Consider the following 20049-nt stretch of genomic DNA (forward strand, 5'->3'; position numbering starts at 1 on the left):
GTCCGCCGGCGTGTCGGCGCCGTGCCGTGCCCATCCAGCCCTGCCTTGCCGAGCAGTCCGGATGCGATCGCCTTGCACCGCAGCCATTTTAAGTTGCGGGCCCTGCAACGGCCGGGAATATCGCAGAGCCCCTGCCGGCACCGGGTTGGAAGCCCCGACAGCCTCCAGCCGGCTCAAGGCGCCGGCCCTCAGCTATGCAATCGATAGCATTAACGCGGCGAGCGCTTCACCTCGTTCTGCCGCATCGGCATGCCGTCGATCTCGGCATAGACCGCCGGCAGATCCACCGGGTGGCGCTGGGCCAGCTTGGCACCGCCGTCCTTGCCGACCAGCACCAACACCCCATCATCGGAGGGCGGTAGCGCCAGTGCCTTCAGCAATGCCTGGGTCGCACCGGGCGAAAGGGCGCGGCCCTCGCGTTGCCCGGTGGTGCCGACCACGGTGAAGAGCACCATGTCGCGGTCGGCGAAGGCGCGGCGTCCGCCGTCGGAGCGGGCCGCCGCCAGGACCGCCTGCAGCACCGGATCGTCCGGCGACGGCGCCACCACCACCAGCGGTCGGGTCTTCCAGCGCTCGGCCGCCAGCGGATCGGCATCGCTCGCCGGGGCCGCGCCCGATGCAGGCCCGGCCGCGGCGCACAGCAGCATCCACGCAGGCCAGCGCCGCTGGAAGAACGACAGGATATGCAACGCCATGGCTCGGCTCCCTACCACCGCGGGCAGGGCGCGGTGCCCCGCCATCCTAAGGACCGGAAGCGAACGGGCTGTGTCGTTTTGCGCATTCCGGGGCCGCCATGTTCCCCAAAACTGCCCCGGCACAATTCTGTAATTCATTGCGCACCCGGTGAAAACCCCGCATCGAACCGCCCCAAAGGTGGTAGGCAAACCGAAAATATCGCGCATAATTGGTGGGCATGGGTGCTTCCGGCACCCATGTCTCTTTGCGGTGTATGGTCAGTTTCGCGTCTTTGAAGTCGTCACTGGTTTGCTGATTGCGTTGCCCAGACTCCATCGCGTTTTGTTTTTTTGAGGAGTCCCGAGATGGGCAACAAACTTTACGTGGGCAACCTGCCCTACACCTTCCGTGACGAAGATCTGCAGCAGACCTTCAGCGAATTCGGCTCTGTCTCGAGCGCCAAGGTCATGATGGAACGCGATACCGGCCGCTCCAAGGGCTTCGGTTTCGTGGAAATGGGCAGCGACGCAGAAGCCCAGGCAGCCATCAACGGCACCAACGGCCAAGCCTTCGGCGGCCGCAACCTCGTCGTCAACGAAGCCCGTCCGATGGAGCCACGTCCTCCCCGTAGCGGCGGTGGCGGCTACGGCGGTGGCGGCGGCGGTTACGGCGGCGGTGGCGGCGGCTACGGTGGTGGCGGCGGCGGCGGCGGTTACGGCGGCGGCGGCGGTGGCCGCAGCGGTGGTGGCGGCGGTTACGGCGGTGGCGGTAGCCGCGGCGGTTACTGAGCTCTCCACGAGCAGCGACACAATCGCACCACAAAAGGGCCTTCGGGCCCTTTTTTCATGCACCGGCGAGGTTGCTATTTCGGTGGGGGCATGCTTGCGTTCGGCTGGAACTTCTGCGACATAATGACAGCGCAGGGGCCAAAAAACCTGTGCTTTCCTTGGTGATGCGTCGGTTTCGCGTAGTCGGTGTTGATTGCGTTTTCGGGACTCCATCGCTTTATCTTTGTTTTTGAGGACTCCCGTCATGGGCAACAAACTCTACGTCGGCAACCTGCCTTACTCCGTCCGCGACAGCGACCTCGAACAGGCCTTCGGCCAATTCGGATCGGTCACCAGCGCGAAAGTCATGATGGAGCGCGAAACAGGACGCTCCAAGGGCTTCGGTTTCGTCGAAATGGGCAGCGACGACGAGGCCCAGGCCGCCATCAACGGCATGAACGGCCAGCCGCTCGGCGGCCGCGGCATCGTGGTGAACGAGGCCCGTCCGATGGAAGCCCGTCCTCCCCGCAGCGGCGGTGGCGGATACGGTGGTGGCGGTGGCTACGGCGGCGGTGGCGGTAACGGCGGTGGCGGCGGCTACGGTGGTAGTGGCGGTGGTGGTTACGGCGGCGGCGGATCCGGCGGCGGTGGCTATGGCGGCGGCGGTCGCAGTGGCGGCGGCGGTGGATACGGCGGCGGCGGCGGTGGGGGTTACGGTGGCCGTGGCGGTGGCGGCGGCAGCAACGGTGGCGCAGGCGACGGCGGTTTCCGCAGCCCGTACGGCTCCGGTCCCCGTGGCGGCGGTGGTGGTGGCCGCAGCGGTGGCGGCAATGGCGGCGGCTACGGCGGCGGTGGCGGCGGCGGTTACTGATCGTCTGGTGCCGCTGCGCGGCGCGCACTGGCGGCAAAACGAAAAAGAGGCCCTGCGGGGCCTTTTTGCATGGGGAACGCCGTATCACAGGTCCCGGCGCCCTACCGGCAGTGCACGCAGCCAAGGTGCACGCTGTCAGGCGGCTGCAGGGAGGTCGTATCGCAGCAGCCAGCCGATAACCGATAACCGATAACCGAACCTAGCGCCCCGCCTCGCCCCGCCGGTGCTTGCGCGGCCGGCCGGCCAGCAGCCGGTCGAACAGCGGGTTGGGCAGCGCCCGCAGCAGCTTGGCCACCACGCCCATCTGCCACGGAATGACCCGGTAGCCGGCACCCGCTTCGATGGAGCGGAACGCCCGGTCGGCAAAATCCGCCGGCTGCATCAGGAAGGGCATGCCATAGCGGTTGGCGCGGGTCAGCGGCGTGTCGATGTAGCCGGGGCAGATCGTCACCACCCGTACGCCGGTGCCGCGCAGTTCGCCCCGCAGGCTTTCGCAGTAGGCGATCACCGCCGCCTTGCTGGCGCAGTAGGCCGCGTGGCCCGGCAGACCCCGGATGCCCGCCACGCTGCCGATCCCCACCAGCCGGCCCGGCGCCCCGCCCTGCCGCGCCCGCGCGGTCATGGCCGCGATGAACGGATGGAAGGTGGCGGCCAGCCCGGTGTTGTTGGTGGCGAAGGTCTGGGCTAGCACGTCGAGGTCGGCCCGGTCGGCGGTGTCGATGCCCACGCTGATGCCGGCGTTGGCGATCACCACCTGCGGCACGCCCTGCTGCGCCAGGCACTGCTGCCCGGCGGCGACGATGCTGTCGGGCACCGACACGTCGGCGCTATAAATACCATAGCTGGTGGCCGGCACCCCGCTTGCGCGGGCCCACGATTCGATCTCCGATGTGCGGCGTGCCGCCAACGCCAGCCGCCAGCCCGCCTGGAAGTAGCGCAGAGCCAGCGCCTGGCCGATGCCGCTGGAGGCGCCGGTGATGAATACGAGCGGGGCGTCGGTCATGGAGAAGGTCCGGGTGGGTGGAGGTCGGCCCGCGAGCGTACCAACCGCCGGAGCCCGCGGGAAGCGAGCGTCGCCGGATCGGGAAATCCGCCGCGGCCTGCGGGGGCCGGCGCGCCCTCAGCGTTTGCGCACCGGAGCAGGCGCTGCGGCCGGTGCCGCCCGGGGTGTCGGCACCATGATGCCGCGGACCCGGCCGCGCAGGTTGGCCACCTGGTCGTAGTTGTCGTAGTCCATGCCGTCGCCGGTGAACTGGTCCTGGCCGCGGGTCAGCACCACCGGCTTGTGGGATTTGACCCGCTCGGTCTCGGTGAAGGCGTGCAGGAACTCGCTGCGGAACTGCATCTGCGGGACCGGCTGGCCGCGCGCGTCGGTGGTGGCCTCGCGGGTCACGATGGCGTTGCCGAAGAGTTGCACCTCCGAGCCGTCGCCGTTGCTGAGCGCGGTGTTGGCGGTGGCGACGGTCAGCTTGCCGTCCTTGCTGAAGGACCGGATCCGCGGCTTGTCGATCTCCAGCGTGTCGGTGTCGGGGTAGTGGCGGCCTTCGGTGCCGAAGATCTCGCTGGTCAGCTTGCCGTCCTTGTCGAAGTTGCGGACGGCGAAGTCGCGCATGAAGTAATCGGGCTCGTGGCGCACCGGGCGCTCGGGTTCGGCCACCGCGGGTGGCGGCGTGCTGCGCACCAGCCAGTAGCTGCCGAGCGCCAGCAGGCCCATCAGCAGCACCGGCAGGTAGATGGAGGCACGGTCGAGCGCGGTGCGCAGCGCGGCGACGGGCTTGAAGCTTCCGCGGGCCGCGCTCACCGGGCGGCCTCCGGACGTCGCGTCAATGCGCATACTCCTGCAGCAGGGCGTCGTAGCGGCCGGTGGCGGCCAGCAGCAGGTCGCAGCACTCGCGCACCGCACCGTGGCCGGCGGTGGCACGGGTCACGTGGTGGGCGACGGCCAGCAGTTCGGCATGGGCGCCGCACGGGGCGCAGGCGAAGGCGGCGCGGCGCAGCATCGGCAGGTCGGGCCAGTCGTCGCCCATCGCCGCGGCCTGGTGCCAGCCCAGGCCGAGCGCATCGAGCGTCGCCTGCGCCGCCGGCCGCTTGTCCTCGGTGCCGAAATGCGCATGCGCGATGCCGAGAGCCGCCAGCCGCGCCCGCAGCGGCCGCGAATCCCGCCCGGTGACGACGGCCGGCACGATGCCCGCCCGCTGCAGCAGCTTCAGCCCGTGGCCGTCGAGCGTGTTGAAGCGCTTGATCGTCTCGCCCCCGCCGCGCGGATCGGCCTCGGGAAATTCGGTGAAGTACAGCCCCCCGTCGGTCAGCACGCCGTCGACGTCGAAGAACGCGACCCGCACCTCCTGCGCGCGCAGCAGCAACTCGGGCGCCCAGCGCTGCGCCGGGGTGATGGGAGGCAGGGAATCGAGAGGGAGCATTGCGTGCTTATCAGCCATGAACCGCCCATAAGAGGCGCGGAATTCGTTTCAGGACGACCGCGGATCCGGCTCCGCCGGTCCGCCGGCCGTGCCCCCTGCAAGGGGGTAGGCGAAGACACGCAGTGCGCAGCCTGGGGGTCATATCACTTTCGCCCGCAGCAGGTCGCCGATGTGCGCCACGCCCACCAGCACGCCGTCGGCATCGGCCACGAGCACGCTGGTGATGCGGTGTTCCTCCATCCGCTCGGCGGCATCCACCGCCAGGGCCGTCGGGGCGATGGTGCGGGGCCGGGCGTGCATCACTTCGGCCGCGCTCAATGCCCGCAGGTCGGCGCCGGTCTCCACCAGGCGGCGCAGGTCGCCGTCGGTGAAGACGCCCAGCACCCGGCGGTCGGCATCGACCACCGCCGCGGCGCCCAGGCCCTTGGCGCTCATCTCGCGCATCAGCACCGCCAGCGGCGTGTCGGGCCGCACGGCGGGCACCGCGTCGCCGGTGCGCATCACGTCGGACACATGGGTCAGCAGCTTCCTGCCGAGCGCGCCGCCCGGATGGGAGCGCGCGAAATCCTCGGCACGGAAGCCCCGCGCCTCCAGCAGCACGACCGCCAGGGCGTCGCCCAACGCCGCCTGCGCGGTGGTGCTGGCGGTCGGGGCCAGGTTGAGCGGGCAGGCCTCTTTTTCGACGCCGCTGTCGAGCACCCAGTCGGCATGCCGGGCAAGGGTCGAGGTCAGCCCGCCAGTCATCGCGACCAGCGGCGTGCCCATGCGCTTGACCACCGGCAGGATGCCCGCCAGCTCGGCCACCTCGCCGCTGTTGGAGATGGCCAGCACCACGTCCTGGCCGGTGATCATGCCCAGGTCGCCGTGGTTGGCCTCGGCCGGGTGCACGAACATCGCCGGCGTGCCGGTGGAGGCGAGCGTCGCCGCGATCTTGCGGCCGATGTGGCCGCTCTTGCCCATGCCCATCACCACCACCCGGCCGGTGCAGCGCAGCACCAGCTGCACCACCTGCGGGAAATGGTCGCCCAGGCGCGCCTTCAGCCCGGTGACGGCCGCGGCCTCGATGTCGAGGGTGTCGCGGGCCAGGCGCAGCGCCGCGTCGGCATCGAAGGCGGGCAGGGGCGGGGCGGCAGAAGTCATCCGCCGGATTTTATCGGCCGGGTCCTTCCGGCGTGTTTCGGCGCGCCAGGAGACCCGGGCCGGCACCGTGCTTGCTAGCATCCGGCATGTCGTCGCTCGCCCTCACCCTGCTCTACCTGCTGGCCGCCGTGGTGGGCGTGGTGGCCTGCCGCAGCCTCAAGCTGCCGCCGATGCTCGGCTACCTGGCCGCGGGCGTGCTGATCGGGCCGCACGCGCTGGCGCTGGCGCAGAACTCCGAAGGCGTGCGCCACCTGGGCGAATTCGGCGTGGTGTTCCTGATGTTCGTCATCGGCCTGGAGTTCAGCCTGCCCAAGCTGCGGGCGATGCGCCGCCACGTGTTCGGCCTGGGCCTGGCGCAGGTGGCGTTGACGATGGCGGTGGCCATCGGCGGCATGCTGCTGTTCGCACTGTGGGTGCCGGCGCCCTGGCGCGTCGGCTGGCAGACCGCGGTGGCGCTGGCCGGCGCGCTGGCGATGAGCAGCACCGCGATCGTCGTCAAGCTGATGGCCGAGCGGCTGGAGCTGGAGACCGAGCACGGCAAGCGGGTGATGGGCATCCTGCTGTTCCAGGACCTGGCGGTGGTGCCGCTGCTGGTGCTGATCCCGGCGCTGGGCTCGTCGCCCGAGCGGCTGCTGATCGAGGTCGGCATCGCGATGGCCAAGGCCACCGTGCTGGTCACGCTGCTGCTGGTGGGCGGCCAGCGGGTGATGCGCTGGTGGCTCACCATCGTGGCGCGGCGGCGCAGCGAGGAGCTCTTCATGCTCAACCTGCTGCTGATCACCCTGGGCCTGGCCTGGATCACCGAGAGCGCCGGGCTTTCGCTGGCGCTCGGCGCGTTCGTGGCCGGCATGCTGGTCTCGGAGACCGAGTTCAAGCACCAGGTCGAGTCCGACATCCGGCCGTTCCACGACGTGCTGCTGGGCCTCTTCTTCATCACCATCGGCATGATGCTCGACTGGCACATCCTGCTCGACCGCTGGGGCGTGGTGCTGGCGCTGCTGCTGGTGCCGCTGGCGCTGAAGCTGGCGCTGATCACGCTGCTGGCGCGGTGGCTGGGTGCATCGGCCGGGGTGTCGCTGCGCACCGGCCTGTACCTGGCGCAGGCGGGCGAGTTCGGCTTCGTGCTGCTGTCGCTGGCGCAGGACCGCAACCTGGTCTCGCCCGAGCTGCTGAACCCGGTGCTGGCCTCGATGGTGCTGTCGATGCTGACCGCGCCCTTCCTGATCCAGCACAGCAACCGCATCGTGATGAAGCTGGTCTCGAGCGAATGGCTGCAGCAGTCGCTGCAGATGACCAGCATCGCCCGCAAGTCGATCAATGCCAACAAGCACGTGATCATCTGCGGCTACGGCCGCTGCGGCCAGAACCTGGCGCGGATGCTGGAGCGGGAGGGCATCGCCTCGGTCGCGCTCGACCTCGACCCCGACCGGGTGCGCCAGGCGGCCGCCGCCGGCGATGCGGTGGCCTTCGGCGACGCCACCCGGCTCCAGGCGCTGATGGCCGCCGGCCTGGCCCGCGCCAGCGCGGTGGTGATCACCTACCTGGACGTGAACGGCGCGCTGCGCATCCTGGAACACGCCCGCACCCATGCGCCGCAGGTGCCGGTGGTCGTGCGCACCCAAGACGACCACGACCTGGAGCGGCTGCAGCAGGCCGGCGCCACCGAGGTGGTGCCCGAGGCGATCGAAGGCTCGCTGATGCTGGCCAGCCACGCGCTGGCCCTGGTGGGCGTGCCGATGCGCCGGGTGATCCGGGTGGTGCAGGACCAGCGCGACGCGCGCTACGACCTGCTGCGCGGCTACTTCCACGGCGCGGACGACGACGGCGCCCACGAACGCGACACCGAGCGCCTCGCGCCCTGCACCCTGCCGGACGACGTGGCCGCCGTCGGCCGCCTGCTGGGCGCGGTGGCGCTGGAGACGGTGGGCGTCCGCGTGGTCGGCATCCGCCGCGCCGACGGCCACACGGTGGTGCCCGCCGCCGACACGCCGGTGCAGGCGGGCGACACGCTGGTGCTGTCGGGCCGGCCGCAGGCCCTGGCCCTGGCAGAGGAGCTGCTGCTGCGGCGGCGCTGAACCGGCCGCGCGGCCGGCCCGCACAGCGGGTTCGCCCGGACCTTCAGGTCCAGAACTTGTCGAGCGCTTCCACCGGCGCCGGCCGGCCGAAGAGGTAGCCCTGCAGGTACTCGCAGCCGCTGGCCAACAGGTAGTCGCGCTGGCCTTCGGTCTCCACCCCTTCGGCCACCACCCGCAGGCCCAGGCTGCGGGCCAGCCGCACGATGGTGCCGGCGATGGCCGCATCGTGCGGGTCGGTGAGGATGCCGCGCACGAACGACTGGTCGATCTTGAGCGTGTCGAGCGGCAGCCGCTTCAAATAGCTGAGCGACGAATAGCCGGTGCCGAAATCGTCCAGTGCCAGCGCGATGCCGACCGCCTTCAGCGCCAGCATCTTCGCCACCGTGTCCTGCACGTCGTGCAGCAGCAGGCTCTCGGTCAGCTCGAGTTTCAGGCGGCGCGGATCGGCGCCGGCGCGCTCCACCGTCTCGATCAGCTGCTGCACGAAGTGCGGATGCCGGAACTCGTAGGCGCTGACGTTCACCGCGATCGTCAGCTGCCGGGTGCGCGCGTCCTGCTCCCACACCACCAGCTGGCGGCAGGCCTCCTCCAGCACCTGGCGGCCCAGCACCACGATCAGGCCGGTCTGCTCGGCCACCGGGATGAAGTCGGCCGGCGACACCATGCCGCGCTGCGGATGCGGCCAGCGCACCAGCGCCTCCACCCCCACCAGCGCGCCCGCGCGGTCGACCACCGGCTGGTAGACCAGCACCAGCGCCCGCTGGGCCAACGCCTGCCGCAGGTCGGACTCGAGCCGCAGCCGCTTCGACACCGCCTCGAGCATCTTCGGATCGAAGAAGCTGCAGGTGTTGCGGCCCGACGCCTTGGATTCGTACATCGCCAGATCGGCGCGCTTGAGCAGCTCGTCGACCGGCAACAGGTGGTCCTGGAACAGCACGATGCCGATGCTGGGCGTGCAGAGCACGTCGGCCTGGTCGGCCGCGTGCGGCATGCGCAGCGACTGCAGCACCGCCTGCGCCACCGTCTCGGCCTGCTGGCGGGCGCACGCCAGGTCGCTCGACAGGCCCTCCAGCAGCAGCACGAACTCGTCGCCGCCCAGCCGCGCCACCGTGTCGTGCGGCCGGGCGCAGCCGCGCAGCCGCTGCGCCACCTGCTGCAGCAGCTGGTCGCCGAACTCGTGGCCCAGGGTGTCGTTGAGGTCCTTGAAGTTGTCCAGGTCCAGCAGCAGCACCGCGCCCGAGCGCCCCAGCTGCGAACTGTCGGCCAGCGCCTGCTGCAGCCGGTCGATCATGCTGCGCCGGTTGGGCAGGCCGGTCAGCTCGTCCTGGAACGCCAGCTGCTCGATCCGCGCATCGGCCTTCTTGCGCTCGGTGATGTTGCGGCCGATGCCGCGGTAGCCCATGAAGGCGCCGTCGGCCCCGTGCACCGGCGCGCCGCTGATCGAGATCCAGTGCGGCATGCCGTCGTCGCCCTCGACCGCCATCTCGAAATCCTGGAACACCTCGTGCGATTCCATCTGCTGGCGCAGCGCCCGGCGACGCGTCTCGCTCACCCCGATCGCCGGCAGCTCCCAGGCGCTCAGCCCCTGGTAGGCGCGGCCGTTGGTACCGGTGCTGCGCAGGATGCCGCCGTCGATGCGGCTCATGCGCAGTTGCGCGTCCTGCTCCCAGTACCAGTCGGAAGACAGCTCGCTCAGCCGGCGCCAGCGCGCCTCGCTCTCGCGCAGGCCCAGCTCGGCGATCACCCGCTCCGACTGCGCCCGCCGCGCCTCCACCAGCTGGCCGACGGTGATCACCAGCGGCTGCAGGAAATCGACGTCGTCCCGGTAGTAGCCGCCCGGCCGGTTCGCCACGCCGACGAACGCCACCAGCCGCCCCGACGCATGCACCGGCAGGCCCAGGAACGCGTCGAGCGGTGCATGCCCCGGCGGCAGGCCGCCGCTGCGCGGATCGGTGGGCGGCGCGTTGGAGATCACCGCTTCGCCGGTCACCAGCGCCGCGCCGAACAGCGTGTCGAGGTTGTTGAACAGCATGCCGGTCTGGGCATGCCGGGCCACGGCCGCGCGGGTGGCGTCGTCCCAGCTGATGTCGGTGAGCGCGTAGCAGCGCAGGTAGGGCTTGTCCTGCGGGTCGTACAGCACCTCGGCGATCAGGCCGTAGCCGCTGCGGGTCAGCTGCAGGAAATCCTCCAGCAGCGCGTCGAACGCGGCCCCCGGCGCATCGGCCACCAGGAAGTTGGAGTGCGCCTTCAGGATCGCCTGCAGCAGCTGGTTCTGCCGGGCCACCCGCTCGTTGACCAGGACGGAGCGCGTCTGCGCCTGGCGCCGCGCGACCGCGGTGCCCACCTGGTGGGCCAGCACGTCGAGGTAGCCGCCGCTGCCGTCGAAGACCAGGTAGTCGTCGAAGCCGAGGTCGAGCGCCCGCGCCGCCACCGCTTCGTCGCCCTCCTCCACCCCGATCAGCAGCGCCGCACCGGGCGCGGCCGGCGCCAGGTCGAAGGCGCTGCCGTCGGGCAGCAGGTGGCGCACCACCACCGCCTCGACCGGCCCTGCCGCCAGCACATCGCGCGCGGCCGCCAGGTCCACCGCGGTGCGCACCACCACGCCAGCCGGAGCCAAGGCGTTGGTCAGCCGGTCGGCGCGTGCCAGCTCACTCTCAATCAGCAGAACCGTATACGCCATCGTGTGAAGGGGTAGGCTGAACGTGGTCCCCGAAAAGGGAAAATCACCAAATCATTATGAGTGCGCCGGCGACGATTTGTAATTTTATCCGGCTTAATTTACACCCAACGAATGTCCACAAAGGTCGCGTCCGCGGCCTGGGCTCCTCCATGCACGATCTTCACGTCCACGACTACCTTCGCCGCCACATCCGGACCGTACCCGACTGGCCCGCGCCGGGCGTACAGTTTCGTGACATCACCCCGCTGCTGCAGGACCCCAAGGTGTTCCGGGTGCTGGTAGACGCGTTCGTGCACCGCTACATGGACCGGGCGATGCGCCCCGACGTGGTGGCCGGCCTGGACGCGCGCGGCTTCATCCTGGGCGCCGTGATCGCCTACGAGCTCAACATCGGCTTCGTGCCGATCCGCAAGAAGGGCAAGCTGCCGTTCACCACCGTCGCCGAAACCTACGAGCTGGAATACGGCAGCGCCACCGTCGAGCTGCATGCCGACGCGGTGAAGCCCGGCGACCGGGTGCTGCTGGTCGACGACCTGATCGCCACCGGCGGCACGATGATGGCGGGCAAGAACCTGCTGGAGCGGCTGGGTGCGGTGGTGATCGAGGGCGCCGCCATCGTCGATCTGCCCGAACTGGGCGGCTCCGACCGGCTGCGGGCCGCCGGCCTGCCGCTGTTCACCTTGGTGGATTTCAGCGCCGGCTAGACGGCACGGCGGCCGAGCGGCGGGCGCAAAAAAAGCCGCTCACGGCGGCTTCCAGGCGGGGGCGGCAGGGCGGCTCAGGTCGAGGCGACCCGGCGGCGGCGGTTGGCCAGCCGTTTCGCCAGCACGCCGCCGGCGGCCAGTGCCAGGTTCAGCGCCACCGTGGGCTGGCGGTGCGTCAGCTCCGAGAAGCGCAGGGGCGACAGGCTCCAGAGCACGCAGGGGCTGCCGGCCTGCACCGTGGCGCTGCGCGGGCGGTGCGAGAAGAAGGCGCCCTCGCCCACCACCGAACCCGGCCCGACGATCGCCAGCCGCAGCCGGCCCTGGGCGTCCTCCACATGCACGCTCAGGCTGCCGCGTTCGACGAAGTAGAGGGTGCGGTCGGCCGAGCCCTCGGTGAACAGCACCTGGCTCTGGGTGAGCGTGCAGACCTGCAGGTAGGGTGCCAGCACCCGCCAGTCGGCGGCGCTTAGCAGGTTCACCATCGCATCGTCACCCGGCGCCGACTCGATCGCGCTGATCAGGCCCTCCAGCTCGAACTCGGCCGAGCCGGCAGGAAAAACGGCGTGGAGACTTGCATTCATGGTGGGCGCACGGTAACGGTCTGCGGGATTACCCACAAGAGCGCATTACCGCAGGTTACAGATGGCGGATCGCCGGTTCTCCAGTCAAAACGACCGGTCGCGATCTGCAGGCCGTTACTTGCCGATACAAAATCGGGAGAAGATGACACCCAGCAGGTCGTCGGCACCGAATTCGCCGGTGATCGTGTTCAGCGCGTTCTGGGCAAGCCGCAACTCCTCGGCCAGCAGGTCCAGCGCCCCCGCCTGCGCGGCCAGATGGGCGGCCGCCTCCATCAGGTGGCCGTCGACCTGCCGCAGCGCCTGCACATGCCGCTCGCGGGCCAGGTACAGGCCCTCGGGCGCCGACTGCCAGCCGGCGATCTGCAGCAGCCGCCGGCGCAGGGCGTCCAGGCCGTCGCCTGTCAAAGCAGATACGCGCAGCACGTCTTCGGCCGCGGGCTGCGCGGCGCCTTCCGACAACGTCGGCCGTACAGCGCCCGGGTCGGCGGCATCGGCCTTGTTCCACAGGTGCAGCACCGGCACTTTTTCGGATACTTTCGTCGTCATGGCCGACGCCACGAGCCGGTCTCCCGCTATGTAATCGATAGCATCGGCCCGGGTCAGGTCGTGCAGGAACAGCACCGCGTCGGCCTTGGCGATCTCGTCCCAGGCGCGGGCGATGCCGATCCGCTCCACCGCGTCGTCGCTGTCGCGCAGGCCGGCGGTGTCGACCACGTGCACCGGCACGCCTTCGATCTGGATCGTCTGCGCCACCTTGTCGCGGGTGGTGCCGGCGATGGGCGTGACGATGGCCAGCTCTGCCCCGGCCAGCGCGTTCAGCAGCGAGGACTTGCCCGCGTTGGGCTGCCCGGCGATCACCACCGTGATGCCTTCGCGCAGCAGCGCACCCTGCCGCGCCCGCAGCAGCACCTGCGCCAGCGACTGCTGCAGTTTCGATAGCTGGCCGTCGGCGTCCGCCTTGCGCAGGAAGTCGATTTCTTCCTCGGGAAAGTCCAGCGTCGCCTCGACCAGCATCCGCAGGTGGACCAGCGCGTCACGCAGCGCCACGATCTCGGCCGAGAACGCGCCGGCCAGCGAGCGGCTGGCGCTGCGGGCCGCGGCCTCGGTGCTGGCGTCGATCAGGTCGGCCACCGCCTCGGCCTGGGCCAGGTCGAGCTTGTCGTTCAGGAAGGCGCGCTCGGTGAACTCGCCGGGGCGCGCGAGGCGCAGGCGCGGCAGGCGCGGCCGGCCGGTGGCCGGGTCGGTCTCGGCCGCGGCCTCCAGGCAGCGGGCCAGCAGCAGCTGCAGCACCACCGGGCCGCCGTGGGCCTGCAGTTCCAGCACATGCTCGGCGGTATAGGAATGCGGCGCCGTGAACCGCAGCGCGATGCCCTGGTCGATCGGCTGGCCGGCCGCGTCGCCGAACGGCACGTAGCAGGCCTCGCGCGCCGGCAGCGCGCGGCCGCACAGCGCCTGGGCGAGCGCCCCGAGGTCGGTCCCGCTGCTGATCCGCACGATGCCCACGCCGCCGCGGCCCGGAGCGGTGGCGATGGCGGCGATGGGGTCGTGGCGGTGGTCGTGCATGGGGCGATTCTCGGCGAGGGCATGAAAAAGCCCCACGCTGCGCAGGGCAGGGTGGGGCGTGGTGCAGGCAGGGTGCTCCCGCCCGCCGCAGGTGGCCGGATCAGAGCGCCTGCATTTCCTTGTTCTGCGACCGGCCGGCAGGCACGGGCGCAGGCGGCGCCGGGGCCACCGCAGGCGTCGGCTCGGTCGATGCCTTGGAGGCCACGTCGGCCGGCACCTCCAGGTACGGCAGTGCGAGCGCGGTGCTGGTCATCCGGCGGATCTCGTTGGTGAGCGCCGGCGTGTCGTTGATCTTGCGGCCGTAGGAGGGCACGATCTGCTGCAGGCGCGGCTTCCAGCCCGCATCGGTCATCTGCTGCGGGAAGGCCTTGGCCATCAGGTTGATCATGATGTGCGGCGCGGTGGACGCTCCCGGCGAGGCGCCCAGCAGCGCGGCGATGGTGCCGTCCTTGTCCGAGACGATCTCGGTGCCGAACTGCAGCACGGCGCCTTCCTTCGGGTCGCGCTTGATGACCTGTACCCGCTGGCCGGCCACGGCCAGGCGCCAATCCTCCCGCTTGATGTTGGGGAAGTACTCGGCCACCGCGCGCTGGCGGTCTTCGTCGGTCAGCACCGCCTGCTGCACCAGGTACTTCACCAGGTCCAGGTTGTGGATGCCCACCCGCAGCATTCCGCCCAGGTTGTCGTGGTTGACCGACGAGAACAGGTCGAACCACGAGCCCTGCTTCAGGAACTTGGTCGATTGCAGCGCGAACGGGCCGAAGAGCACCACGTCCTTGCCGTCGAGCTTGCGGGCGTCGAGGTGCGGCACCGACATCGGCGGCGAGCCCTCGGCGGCCTTGCCGTAGGCCTTGACCGTGTGGCGGGCGGTGAGCGCCGGGTTCTCGATGGCGAGCCATTCGCCGCCGACCGGAAAGCCGGCGTAGTCGCGCGACTCGGGAATGCCGGAGGCCTGCAGCATCTTGAGTGCCGCACCGCCCGCGCCCACGAAGACGAACTTGGCCTTGACCGTCTTTTCCCTGGCGCCGTCGGCCAGGTTGGCGACGGTCACGTTCCAGGTCTTGTCGTCGTTCTGGCGCAGTGCTCGCACCTCGTGCTGCAGGGTGAGCCTGAAGTTGGGCGACTGCTGCAGGCTGCGCACCAGCTGGTTGGTGACGCTGCCGAAGTCGACGTCGGTGCCCAGCGGCATGTAGGTGGCGGCCACCTTCTGCTGCGGGTCGCGCCCCTCGATCAGGAGCGGCGCCCACTGGGCGATCCTGGCTTGGTCCTCGGTGTACTCCATGCCGTAGAAGAGCGGGTTCTTCGTCAGCGCGGCATGGCGCTTCTTCAGGTATTCGATGTTGGCGTCGCCCCAGACGAAGCTCATGTGCGGCGTGGCGTTCACGAAGCTCGCGGGCTTCTGCAGGTGGCCGCGGCCGATCTGATGAGCCCAGAACTGGCGCGAGATCTCGAACTGCTCGGCGATCGCCACCGCGCGCTTGGTCTCGATCGAGCCGTCGGGCAGCTCGGGCGTGTAGTTCAGTTCGGCGAAGCCCGAGTGGCCGGTGCCGGCGTTGTTCCAGCCGTTGGAGCTTTCCAGCGCCACGCCGTCGAGGCGCTCGAACACCTCGATCTTCCAGTCGGGCTGCAGCTCCTGCAGGTAGGTGGCGAGCGTGGCGCTCATCACGCCGGCCCCCACCAGCACCACGTCGACGGGCTGGTCGTTCTCGGCGGCGGGCACCGAGCGGGGGAAGAGCGGCCAGTACAGGAAGAGTACCGCCGCGACGACCAGCGCCATGGCGGCGCCGGTCGAGACCTTGATCGACTTTTTCATATTTCTGAGTTGGAGAACTGCGGAGAAAGGCTGCGGCGAAAATGCGCAGCGAGGGGATTGCCTAGCAGACGCTGAGGCCCTTGGGTAGCCGGGATTGTCCCACCATCGCCGCCGGCACCCCGGGAAAACCCCAGCGCGGGTGCCGGTGTTGCGCCAACCCCGGCCGGGTGCGCGGCGCTGCCCCGCAGTGGCGCGACCATGAAAAAAGGCCGCCCGACCTGTCGGTCGTGGCGGCCTCGTCGGCGCAGTGCCGGGTGCGGCTTACTTGAACTTCGGCAGGTTGAACTGCGGCGGCACGCCCATGCGGGTGTTGATGATCCACTGCTGCGCGATCGACAGAATGTTGTTCGTCAGCCAGTACAGCACCAGGCCCGCCGGGAAGAAGAAGAACATCACGCTGAAGGCCAGCGGCATGATCCACATCAGCTTGGCCTGCATCGGATCGGGCGGCGTCGGGTTCAGCGCGGTCTGCAGCAGGCTGGTGGCGGTCATCAGCAGCGGCATGATGAAGAACGGATCGGGTGCCGACAGGTCCTGGATCCACAGGATCCACGGCGCGCCGCGCATCTCGACGCTGGAGAGCAGCACCCAGTAGAGCGAGATGAACACCGGGATCTGGATCACGATCGGGAAGCAGCCGCCCATCGGGTTGACCTTCTCGGTGCGGTAGATGGCCATCATCTCCTTCTGCATCTCGGCCGGCTTGTCCTTGAGCCGCTCTCGCATCGCCATGATCTTCGGGTTGATCGCCTTCATCTTGGCCATGCTGGCGTACGCCTTGGCATTGAGCCAGTAGAAGGCCGCCTTCAGCAGGAACACCAGGGCCACGATCGACCAGCCCCAGTTGTGCAGCACGCCGTGCAGCTTGTCGAGCAGCCAGTAGAGCGGCTTGGCCAGGATGGTCAGCCAGCCGTAGTCCTTCACCAGCTCCAGGCCGGGGGCCAGGGCTTCGAGCTTCTTCTCTTCCTGCGGGCCGGCGTAGAAGGTGGCGTCCACCGTCTTGCGGGCGCCCGGGGCCAGTTCGCCCAGCGGCGTGATCATGCCGACGGCGTAGAGGTTGTTGTCCACCTTGCGCATGAACAGGTCGCGCTGCACGCCGTCGGGCAGCATCCAGGCGGTGGCGAAGTAGTGTTGCACCATCGCGACGTAGCCGTTGCTGGCCTGCTTCTCGATGTCGACCTTGTTCTCCTCGATCTTCTTGAACTCGACCTTCTGGTACTTCTTGGCTTCGGTGTAGATCGCCGGGCCGGTGAAGGTGGAGTAGAACGACGACTCGCCCGGCGGCTTGTTGCCGTCGCGCACCAGCTGCAGGTAGAGCTGCGGCGACACCGGGGCAGCGGTGTTGTTGACCACTTCCTGCTTCACGTCGATCGCGTAGCTGCCGCGCTTCAGGGTATAGGTCTTGATCAGCTTGACGCCGTCGGTCTCGGGCGATTCGAAGCGCACTTCCAGCGTGTCCTGGCCGTCGGCCAGGGTGCGCGGGCCGGGGACCAGGGTCATCGGCGACTTGTGGGTGGGGAAGTTGGTCCCGCCGATCAGGCCGGTCTGGGCCACGTAGACGCGGTTCTTGCTCTCGTCGAGCAGCAGGAAGTTGTCGTCCTTGTGCTCGAAATCGCCGTGCAGCAGCAGCTCGCCCTGCACCAGCGTGCCGCCGGCACTGTCGAACACCAGGCGGAACACGTCGGTGCGCACCTCGGTCCGCTCGTGCGGCACGGTGGTGGCCGCCGGCGGCAGCGCGGTGCCGCCGGCCGTGACCGCGCCCCCGCTGGTGGTGGGCGTGGAGGCCACGGTCGGCACGCTGGAGGCGCCTTCCTGGCGGCCGGCGTCGGGCGACGGCGCGGTGGCGACCGGCGTGGTCGTGGGGAAGAAAGTGGGCTGGTGTCCGTTGTGGATCTGCCACTTGTCCCACAGCAGCACCATGGAAAAGCCAAAGATCACCCACAGGACGGTGCGACGGATGTCGTTCATGAAGACTTCTTCTCGGAAGGGGGAACGGAAGGGGAAACGCAGGTGTCGCCACGGGCCGCGGCCCAGGCGAAGAATTTCGGCGGCGCCTCGGGCACCGGGTCGCAGCCGCCCTGGCACCAGGGTTGGCAGCGGGCGATGCGCCGCAGGGTGAGGTAGGTGCCGGCCGCCGCGCCGTGGCGCTCCAGCGCCTCCAGCGAATAGACCGAACAGGTGGGCTCGAAACGGCAGTCGCCGCCGATCCAGGGGCTCAGCAGCAGCCGGTAGCCGCGCACCGCGGCCATCAGGACACGGCGCATCATGCCGCAGCGCGCGCCGCGCCCCGGGCCGGTGCCGCGCCCACCGCCGGCGCAGCCGCGGCAGCACCCGCGACCAACGGAAGCGTGGCCACCCGGGCGAGCAGCTGCTGCAGCTCTTCCCGCACCGCGCGCTTGAGCTGGTCCGAGGTGGCGCTGACGAACACCTTGCGGTCGAACGCGGTGCGCAGCCGCACCACGTAGCCGGCCTGCGGCATGCGCAGGCAGCGCTCTCCGGCGACGGTGTAGATCTGCCGCTTGATCGCGTTGCGCGTCACCGCCCGGCGCGCCCAGCGCTTGGGCACGAGCGCACCCAGCCAGACGTCGGGCATCGAGAACAGGGGGAGGGGCGCGGCCGAAGGAGCTTCGGCCTCCGCACCGGCCGATGCCGGCAAGGCGGCATCGAGCACCAGACGGTGCAGCGCGAAATGCGGCGTACGCGAGACGATGCCGCCGGCCATGACGGCCTGGAACTGCGGACGTGTCTTCAGGCGCTGCATGCGCTCATCCCGGCCGAAAAGGCGAAAGGACGACCACAGGCAGGATTGGAAACACGCGGCACACCGGCAACGGACCGGAAAATATCCAACAGGGCAAGAAGGTGTGAAGAAATCGTAGCGAGCGGCCTGAGCCTGCGCCGAGGAACGGAGCCGTACTTTCGTACGGTGAGTACCGCAGGTGCGGGATCGGGCCGCGCAGTAGATTTATTCGCGCCTTCTTAGGCGGCGAGGCGCTTGCGGCCCTTGGCCCGGCGTGCGTTGATGACGGCACGGCCGCCACGGGTCTTCATGCGGACGAGGAAGCCGTGGGTGCGGGCGCGGCGGATCTTGGAGGGTTGGTATGTGCGCTTCATGACAATCTATCCTTGGAAAGCAGTTTCAGTGGAGGGCCCCTGAACGCTTTTCAGGGAAACCCATGATTATCATCAAACTCGGGTGTTCTGGCAATGCATGGCCCCAGACAGGCCACGGCCACAGGCCGCGGGCGGCCCGCCGCGCATTGTGGACAAGGCGTTGATAATTTAGAATCCGGCGGTTTGACCCCCGTGTCTATCCACACGGCACCGCCTGCCCCATATGACCCAGGGACACCCCCCTGGCGCCCTCCCCGGCGCCGACGACGAAGCAGGCCAGAGCCTCTGGCAGGCCTGCGTCGAACAACTGGCCCAGGAACTGCCCGAGCAGCAGTTCAACACCTGGATCAAGCCCCTGGTCGCACAGGTCACCGAGGATTTCTCCCGGGTCACCCTGTTCGTCGCCAACCGCTTCAAGCTCGACTGGATCCGCGCCCAGTACTCGGGCCGCATCGCCCAGGTGCTCGAGCGCATCTACGGCCAGCCGGTGGCGCTCGAACTGGCCCTGGCCCAGCGGGAAGCCGCTGTGCGCACCCACCTCGCGCCCGCCACGCCCTCGGCACAGGCCACCGCCGAGCCGCTGGCCGCTGCTGCGGAAGACGCCGCACCCGCCTTCAAGAACCGGCTCAATTCCGGCCTGACCTTCGACACCCTGGTCGAGGGCACCGCCAACCGCATGGCGCGCGCCGCGGCGATGCACGTGGCCGGCATGCCGGGCCACCTGTACAACCCGCTCTTCATCTACGGCGGCGTCGGCCTGGGCAAGACCCACCTGGTGCACGCCGTCGGCAACAAGCTGCTGGCCGACCGGCCCGACGCGAAGGTGCTCTACATCCATGCCGAGCAGTTCGTCTCGGACGTGGTCAAGGCCTACCAGAGGAAGACCTTCGACGAGTTCAAGGAGCGCTACCACTCGCTCGACCTGCTGCTGATCGACGACGTGCAGTTCTTCGCCAACAAGGACCGCACGCAGGAAGAGTTCTTCAACGCGTTCGAGGCGCTGCTGGCCAAGAAGAGCCACATCGTGATGACGTCGGACACCTACCCCAAGGGCCTGGCCGACATCCACGAGCGGCTGGTGTCGCGCTTCGACTCGGGCCTGACGGTCGCCATCGAGCCGCCCGAGCTCGAGATGCGCGTCGCGATCCTGATCAACAAGGCCCGCTCCGAGGCGGTCGAGATGCCGGAAGAGGTGGCCTTCTTCGTCGCGAAGAACGTGCGCTCCAACGTGCGCGAACTCGAAGGCGCGCTGCGCAAGATCCTGGCCTATTCGCGCTTCAACCAGAAGGACATCTCGATCCAGCTGGCGCGCGAGGCGCTGCGCGACCTGCTCTCGATCCAGAACCGGCAGATCGGTGTGGAAAACATCCAGAAGACGGTGGCCGACTACTACAAGATCAAGGTCGCCGACATGTACAGCAAGAAGCGCCCGGCCAGCATCGCGCGGCCGCGCCAGATCGCGATGTACCTGGCCAAGGAACTGACCCAGAAGAGCCTGCCCGAGATCGGCGAGCTGTTCGGCGGGCGCGACCACACCACCGTGCTGCACGCGGTGCGCAAGATCGCCGCCGAGCGCCAGCAGCTGACCGAACTCAACCAGCAGCTGCACGTGCTCGAGCAAACCTTAAAAGGATAACCCCCAGGCT

Annotated in this window: 18 protein-coding genes; 5 read left to right on the top strand and 13 right to left on the bottom strand. The window is 69.4% G+C overall.

The genetic code is table 11. From position 1 onward, the window contains the following. Nucleotides 1–209: 209 nt before the first annotated feature. Nucleotides 210–695 (bottom strand): DUF4174 domain-containing protein, encoded by a 486-nt coding sequence (locus ASE76_RS08005; protein WP_201781847.1) that lies wholly within the window; start codon nt 693–695, stop codon nt 210–212. A gap of 345 nt (nt 696–1040) precedes the next feature. Here ASE76_RS08005 and ASE76_RS08010 point away from each other — a divergent pair, with 345 nt between their 5' ends. Together ASE76_RS08010 and ASE76_RS08015 are read left to right on the top strand one after the other, a co-directional pair. Beyond that, nucleotides 1041–1463, top strand: coding sequence for an RNA-binding protein (locus ASE76_RS08010; RefSeq protein ID WP_055837434.1), 423 nt, complete (start codon nt 1041–1043; stop codon nt 1461–1463). Between the two features lie 244 nt (nt 1464–1707). Next, complete coding sequence (locus ASE76_RS08015; protein WP_055837437.1) at nt 1708–2313, top strand: RNA-binding protein; 606 nt, start codon at nt 1708–1710, stop codon at nt 2311–2313. Nucleotides 2314–2512: 199 nt separating this feature from the next. On the opposite strand, the gene ASE76_RS08020 is transcribed toward ASE76_RS08015, so the two are convergent. The 4 genes from ASE76_RS08020 to ASE76_RS08035 form a co-directional block, all read right to left on the bottom strand. Next, nucleotides 2513–3316, bottom strand: a complete 804-nt coding sequence (locus ASE76_RS08020) for an SDR family oxidoreductase (protein WP_055837440.1) — start codon at nt 3314–3316, stop codon at nt 2513–2515. Between the two features lie 117 nt (nt 3317–3433). Further along, the gene (gene lptC, locus ASE76_RS08025; protein WP_255357274.1) at nt 3434–4114 is read right to left on the bottom strand and encodes an LPS export ABC transporter periplasmic protein LptC; all 681 of its coding nucleotides are present in this window, start codon (nt 4112–4114) and stop codon (nt 3434–3436) included. A gap of 22 nt (nt 4115–4136) precedes the next feature. Then, entirely contained in the window at nt 4137–4733 is a 597-nt protein-coding gene (locus tag ASE76_RS08030) for an HAD family hydrolase (protein ID WP_055837443.1), read from the bottom strand. Between the two features lie 138 nt (nt 4734–4871). After that, nucleotides 4872–5873 (bottom strand): SIS domain-containing protein, encoded by a 1002-nt coding sequence (locus ASE76_RS08035; protein WP_055837446.1) that lies wholly within the window; start codon nt 5871–5873, stop codon nt 4872–4874. A gap of 86 nt (nt 5874–5959) precedes the next feature. On the opposite strand from ASE76_RS08035, the gene ASE76_RS08040 reads away from it, so the two are divergent. Beyond that, on the top strand, nt 5960–7948 hold the full coding sequence (locus ASE76_RS08040; protein ID WP_055837448.1) for a monovalent cation:proton antiporter family protein: 1989 nt from the start codon (nt 5960–5962) through the stop codon (nt 7946–7948). 43 nt (nt 7949–7991) lie between these two features. Here the strand turns inward: ASE76_RS08040 and ASE76_RS08045 are convergent, their stop codons facing one another. Then, on the bottom strand, nt 7992–10628 hold the full coding sequence (locus tag ASE76_RS08045; RefSeq protein WP_055837451.1) for an EAL domain-containing protein: 2637 nt from the start codon (nt 10626–10628) through the stop codon (nt 7992–7994). A gap of 149 nt (nt 10629–10777) precedes the next feature. On the opposite strand from ASE76_RS08045, the gene ASE76_RS08050 reads away from it, so the two are divergent. Continuing rightward, a complete protein-coding gene (locus tag ASE76_RS08050; RefSeq protein ID WP_055837453.1) occupies nt 10778–11332 on the top strand; it encodes an adenine phosphoribosyltransferase in 555 nt (184 codons plus the stop codon). A 74-nt stretch (nt 11333–11406) separates the two neighbouring features. Here the strand turns inward: ASE76_RS08050 and ASE76_RS08055 are convergent, their stop codons facing one another. The 7 genes from ASE76_RS08055 to rpmH all read right to left on the bottom strand — a co-directional run bounded on the left by ASE76_RS08055 (nt 11407) and on the right by rpmH (nt 18403). Next, a complete protein-coding gene (locus tag ASE76_RS08055) occupies nt 11407–11913 on the bottom strand; it encodes a Crp/Fnr family transcriptional regulator (protein WP_055837456.1) in 507 nt (168 codons plus the stop codon). 114 nt (nt 11914–12027) lie between these two features. Beyond that, on the bottom strand, nt 12028–13476 hold the full coding sequence (mnmE, locus tag ASE76_RS08060; protein ID WP_055837459.1) for a tRNA uridine-5-carboxymethylaminomethyl(34) synthesis GTPase MnmE: 1449 nt from the start codon (nt 13474–13476) through the stop codon (nt 12028–12030). A gap of 100 nt (nt 13477–13576) precedes the next feature. Further along, the gene (gene mqo, locus ASE76_RS08065; RefSeq protein ID WP_055837461.1) at nt 13577–15289 is read right to left on the bottom strand and encodes a malate dehydrogenase (quinone); all 1713 of its coding nucleotides are present in this window, start codon (nt 15287–15289) and stop codon (nt 13577–13579) included. A 261-nt stretch (nt 15290–15550) separates the two neighbouring features. Then, on the bottom strand, nt 15551–17257 hold the full coding sequence (gene yidC, locus ASE76_RS08070) for a membrane protein insertase YidC (RefSeq protein WP_055837465.1): 1707 nt from the start codon (nt 17255–17257) through the stop codon (nt 15551–15553). Beyond that, the gene (gene yidD / locus ASE76_RS08075; protein WP_055837468.1) at nt 17254–17556 is read right to left on the bottom strand and encodes a membrane protein insertion efficiency factor YidD; all 303 of its coding nucleotides are present in this window, start codon (nt 17554–17556) and stop codon (nt 17254–17256) included. Before yidD ends, yidC begins: the two co-directional genes overlap by 4 nt. Beyond that, nucleotides 17553–18050: a ribonuclease P protein component gene (locus ASE76_RS08080; protein ID WP_055837470.1), complete on the bottom strand. Its 498-nt coding sequence runs from the start codon at nt 18048–18050 to the stop codon at nt 17553–17555. Before ASE76_RS08080 ends, yidD begins: the two co-directional genes overlap by 4 nt. Nucleotides 18051–18268: 218 nt before the next feature. Continuing rightward, complete coding sequence (gene rpmH, locus ASE76_RS08085; RefSeq protein WP_055837473.1) at nt 18269–18403, bottom strand: 50S ribosomal protein L34; 135 nt, start codon at nt 18401–18403, stop codon at nt 18269–18271. Nucleotides 18404–18626: 223 nt separating this feature from the next. On the opposite strand from rpmH, the gene dnaA reads away from it, so the two are divergent. Continuing rightward, nucleotides 18627–20039, top strand: a complete 1413-nt coding sequence (gene dnaA, locus ASE76_RS08090; protein ID WP_055837476.1) for a chromosomal replication initiator protein DnaA — start codon at nt 18627–18629, stop codon at nt 20037–20039. Nucleotides 20040–20049: the final 10 nt, after the last annotated feature.

Origin of the sequence: Xylophilus sp. Leaf220 (genome assembly GCF_001421705.1) — a bacterium.
GTDB lineage: Bacteria > Pseudomonadota > Gammaproteobacteria > Burkholderiales > Burkholderiaceae_C > Xylophilus.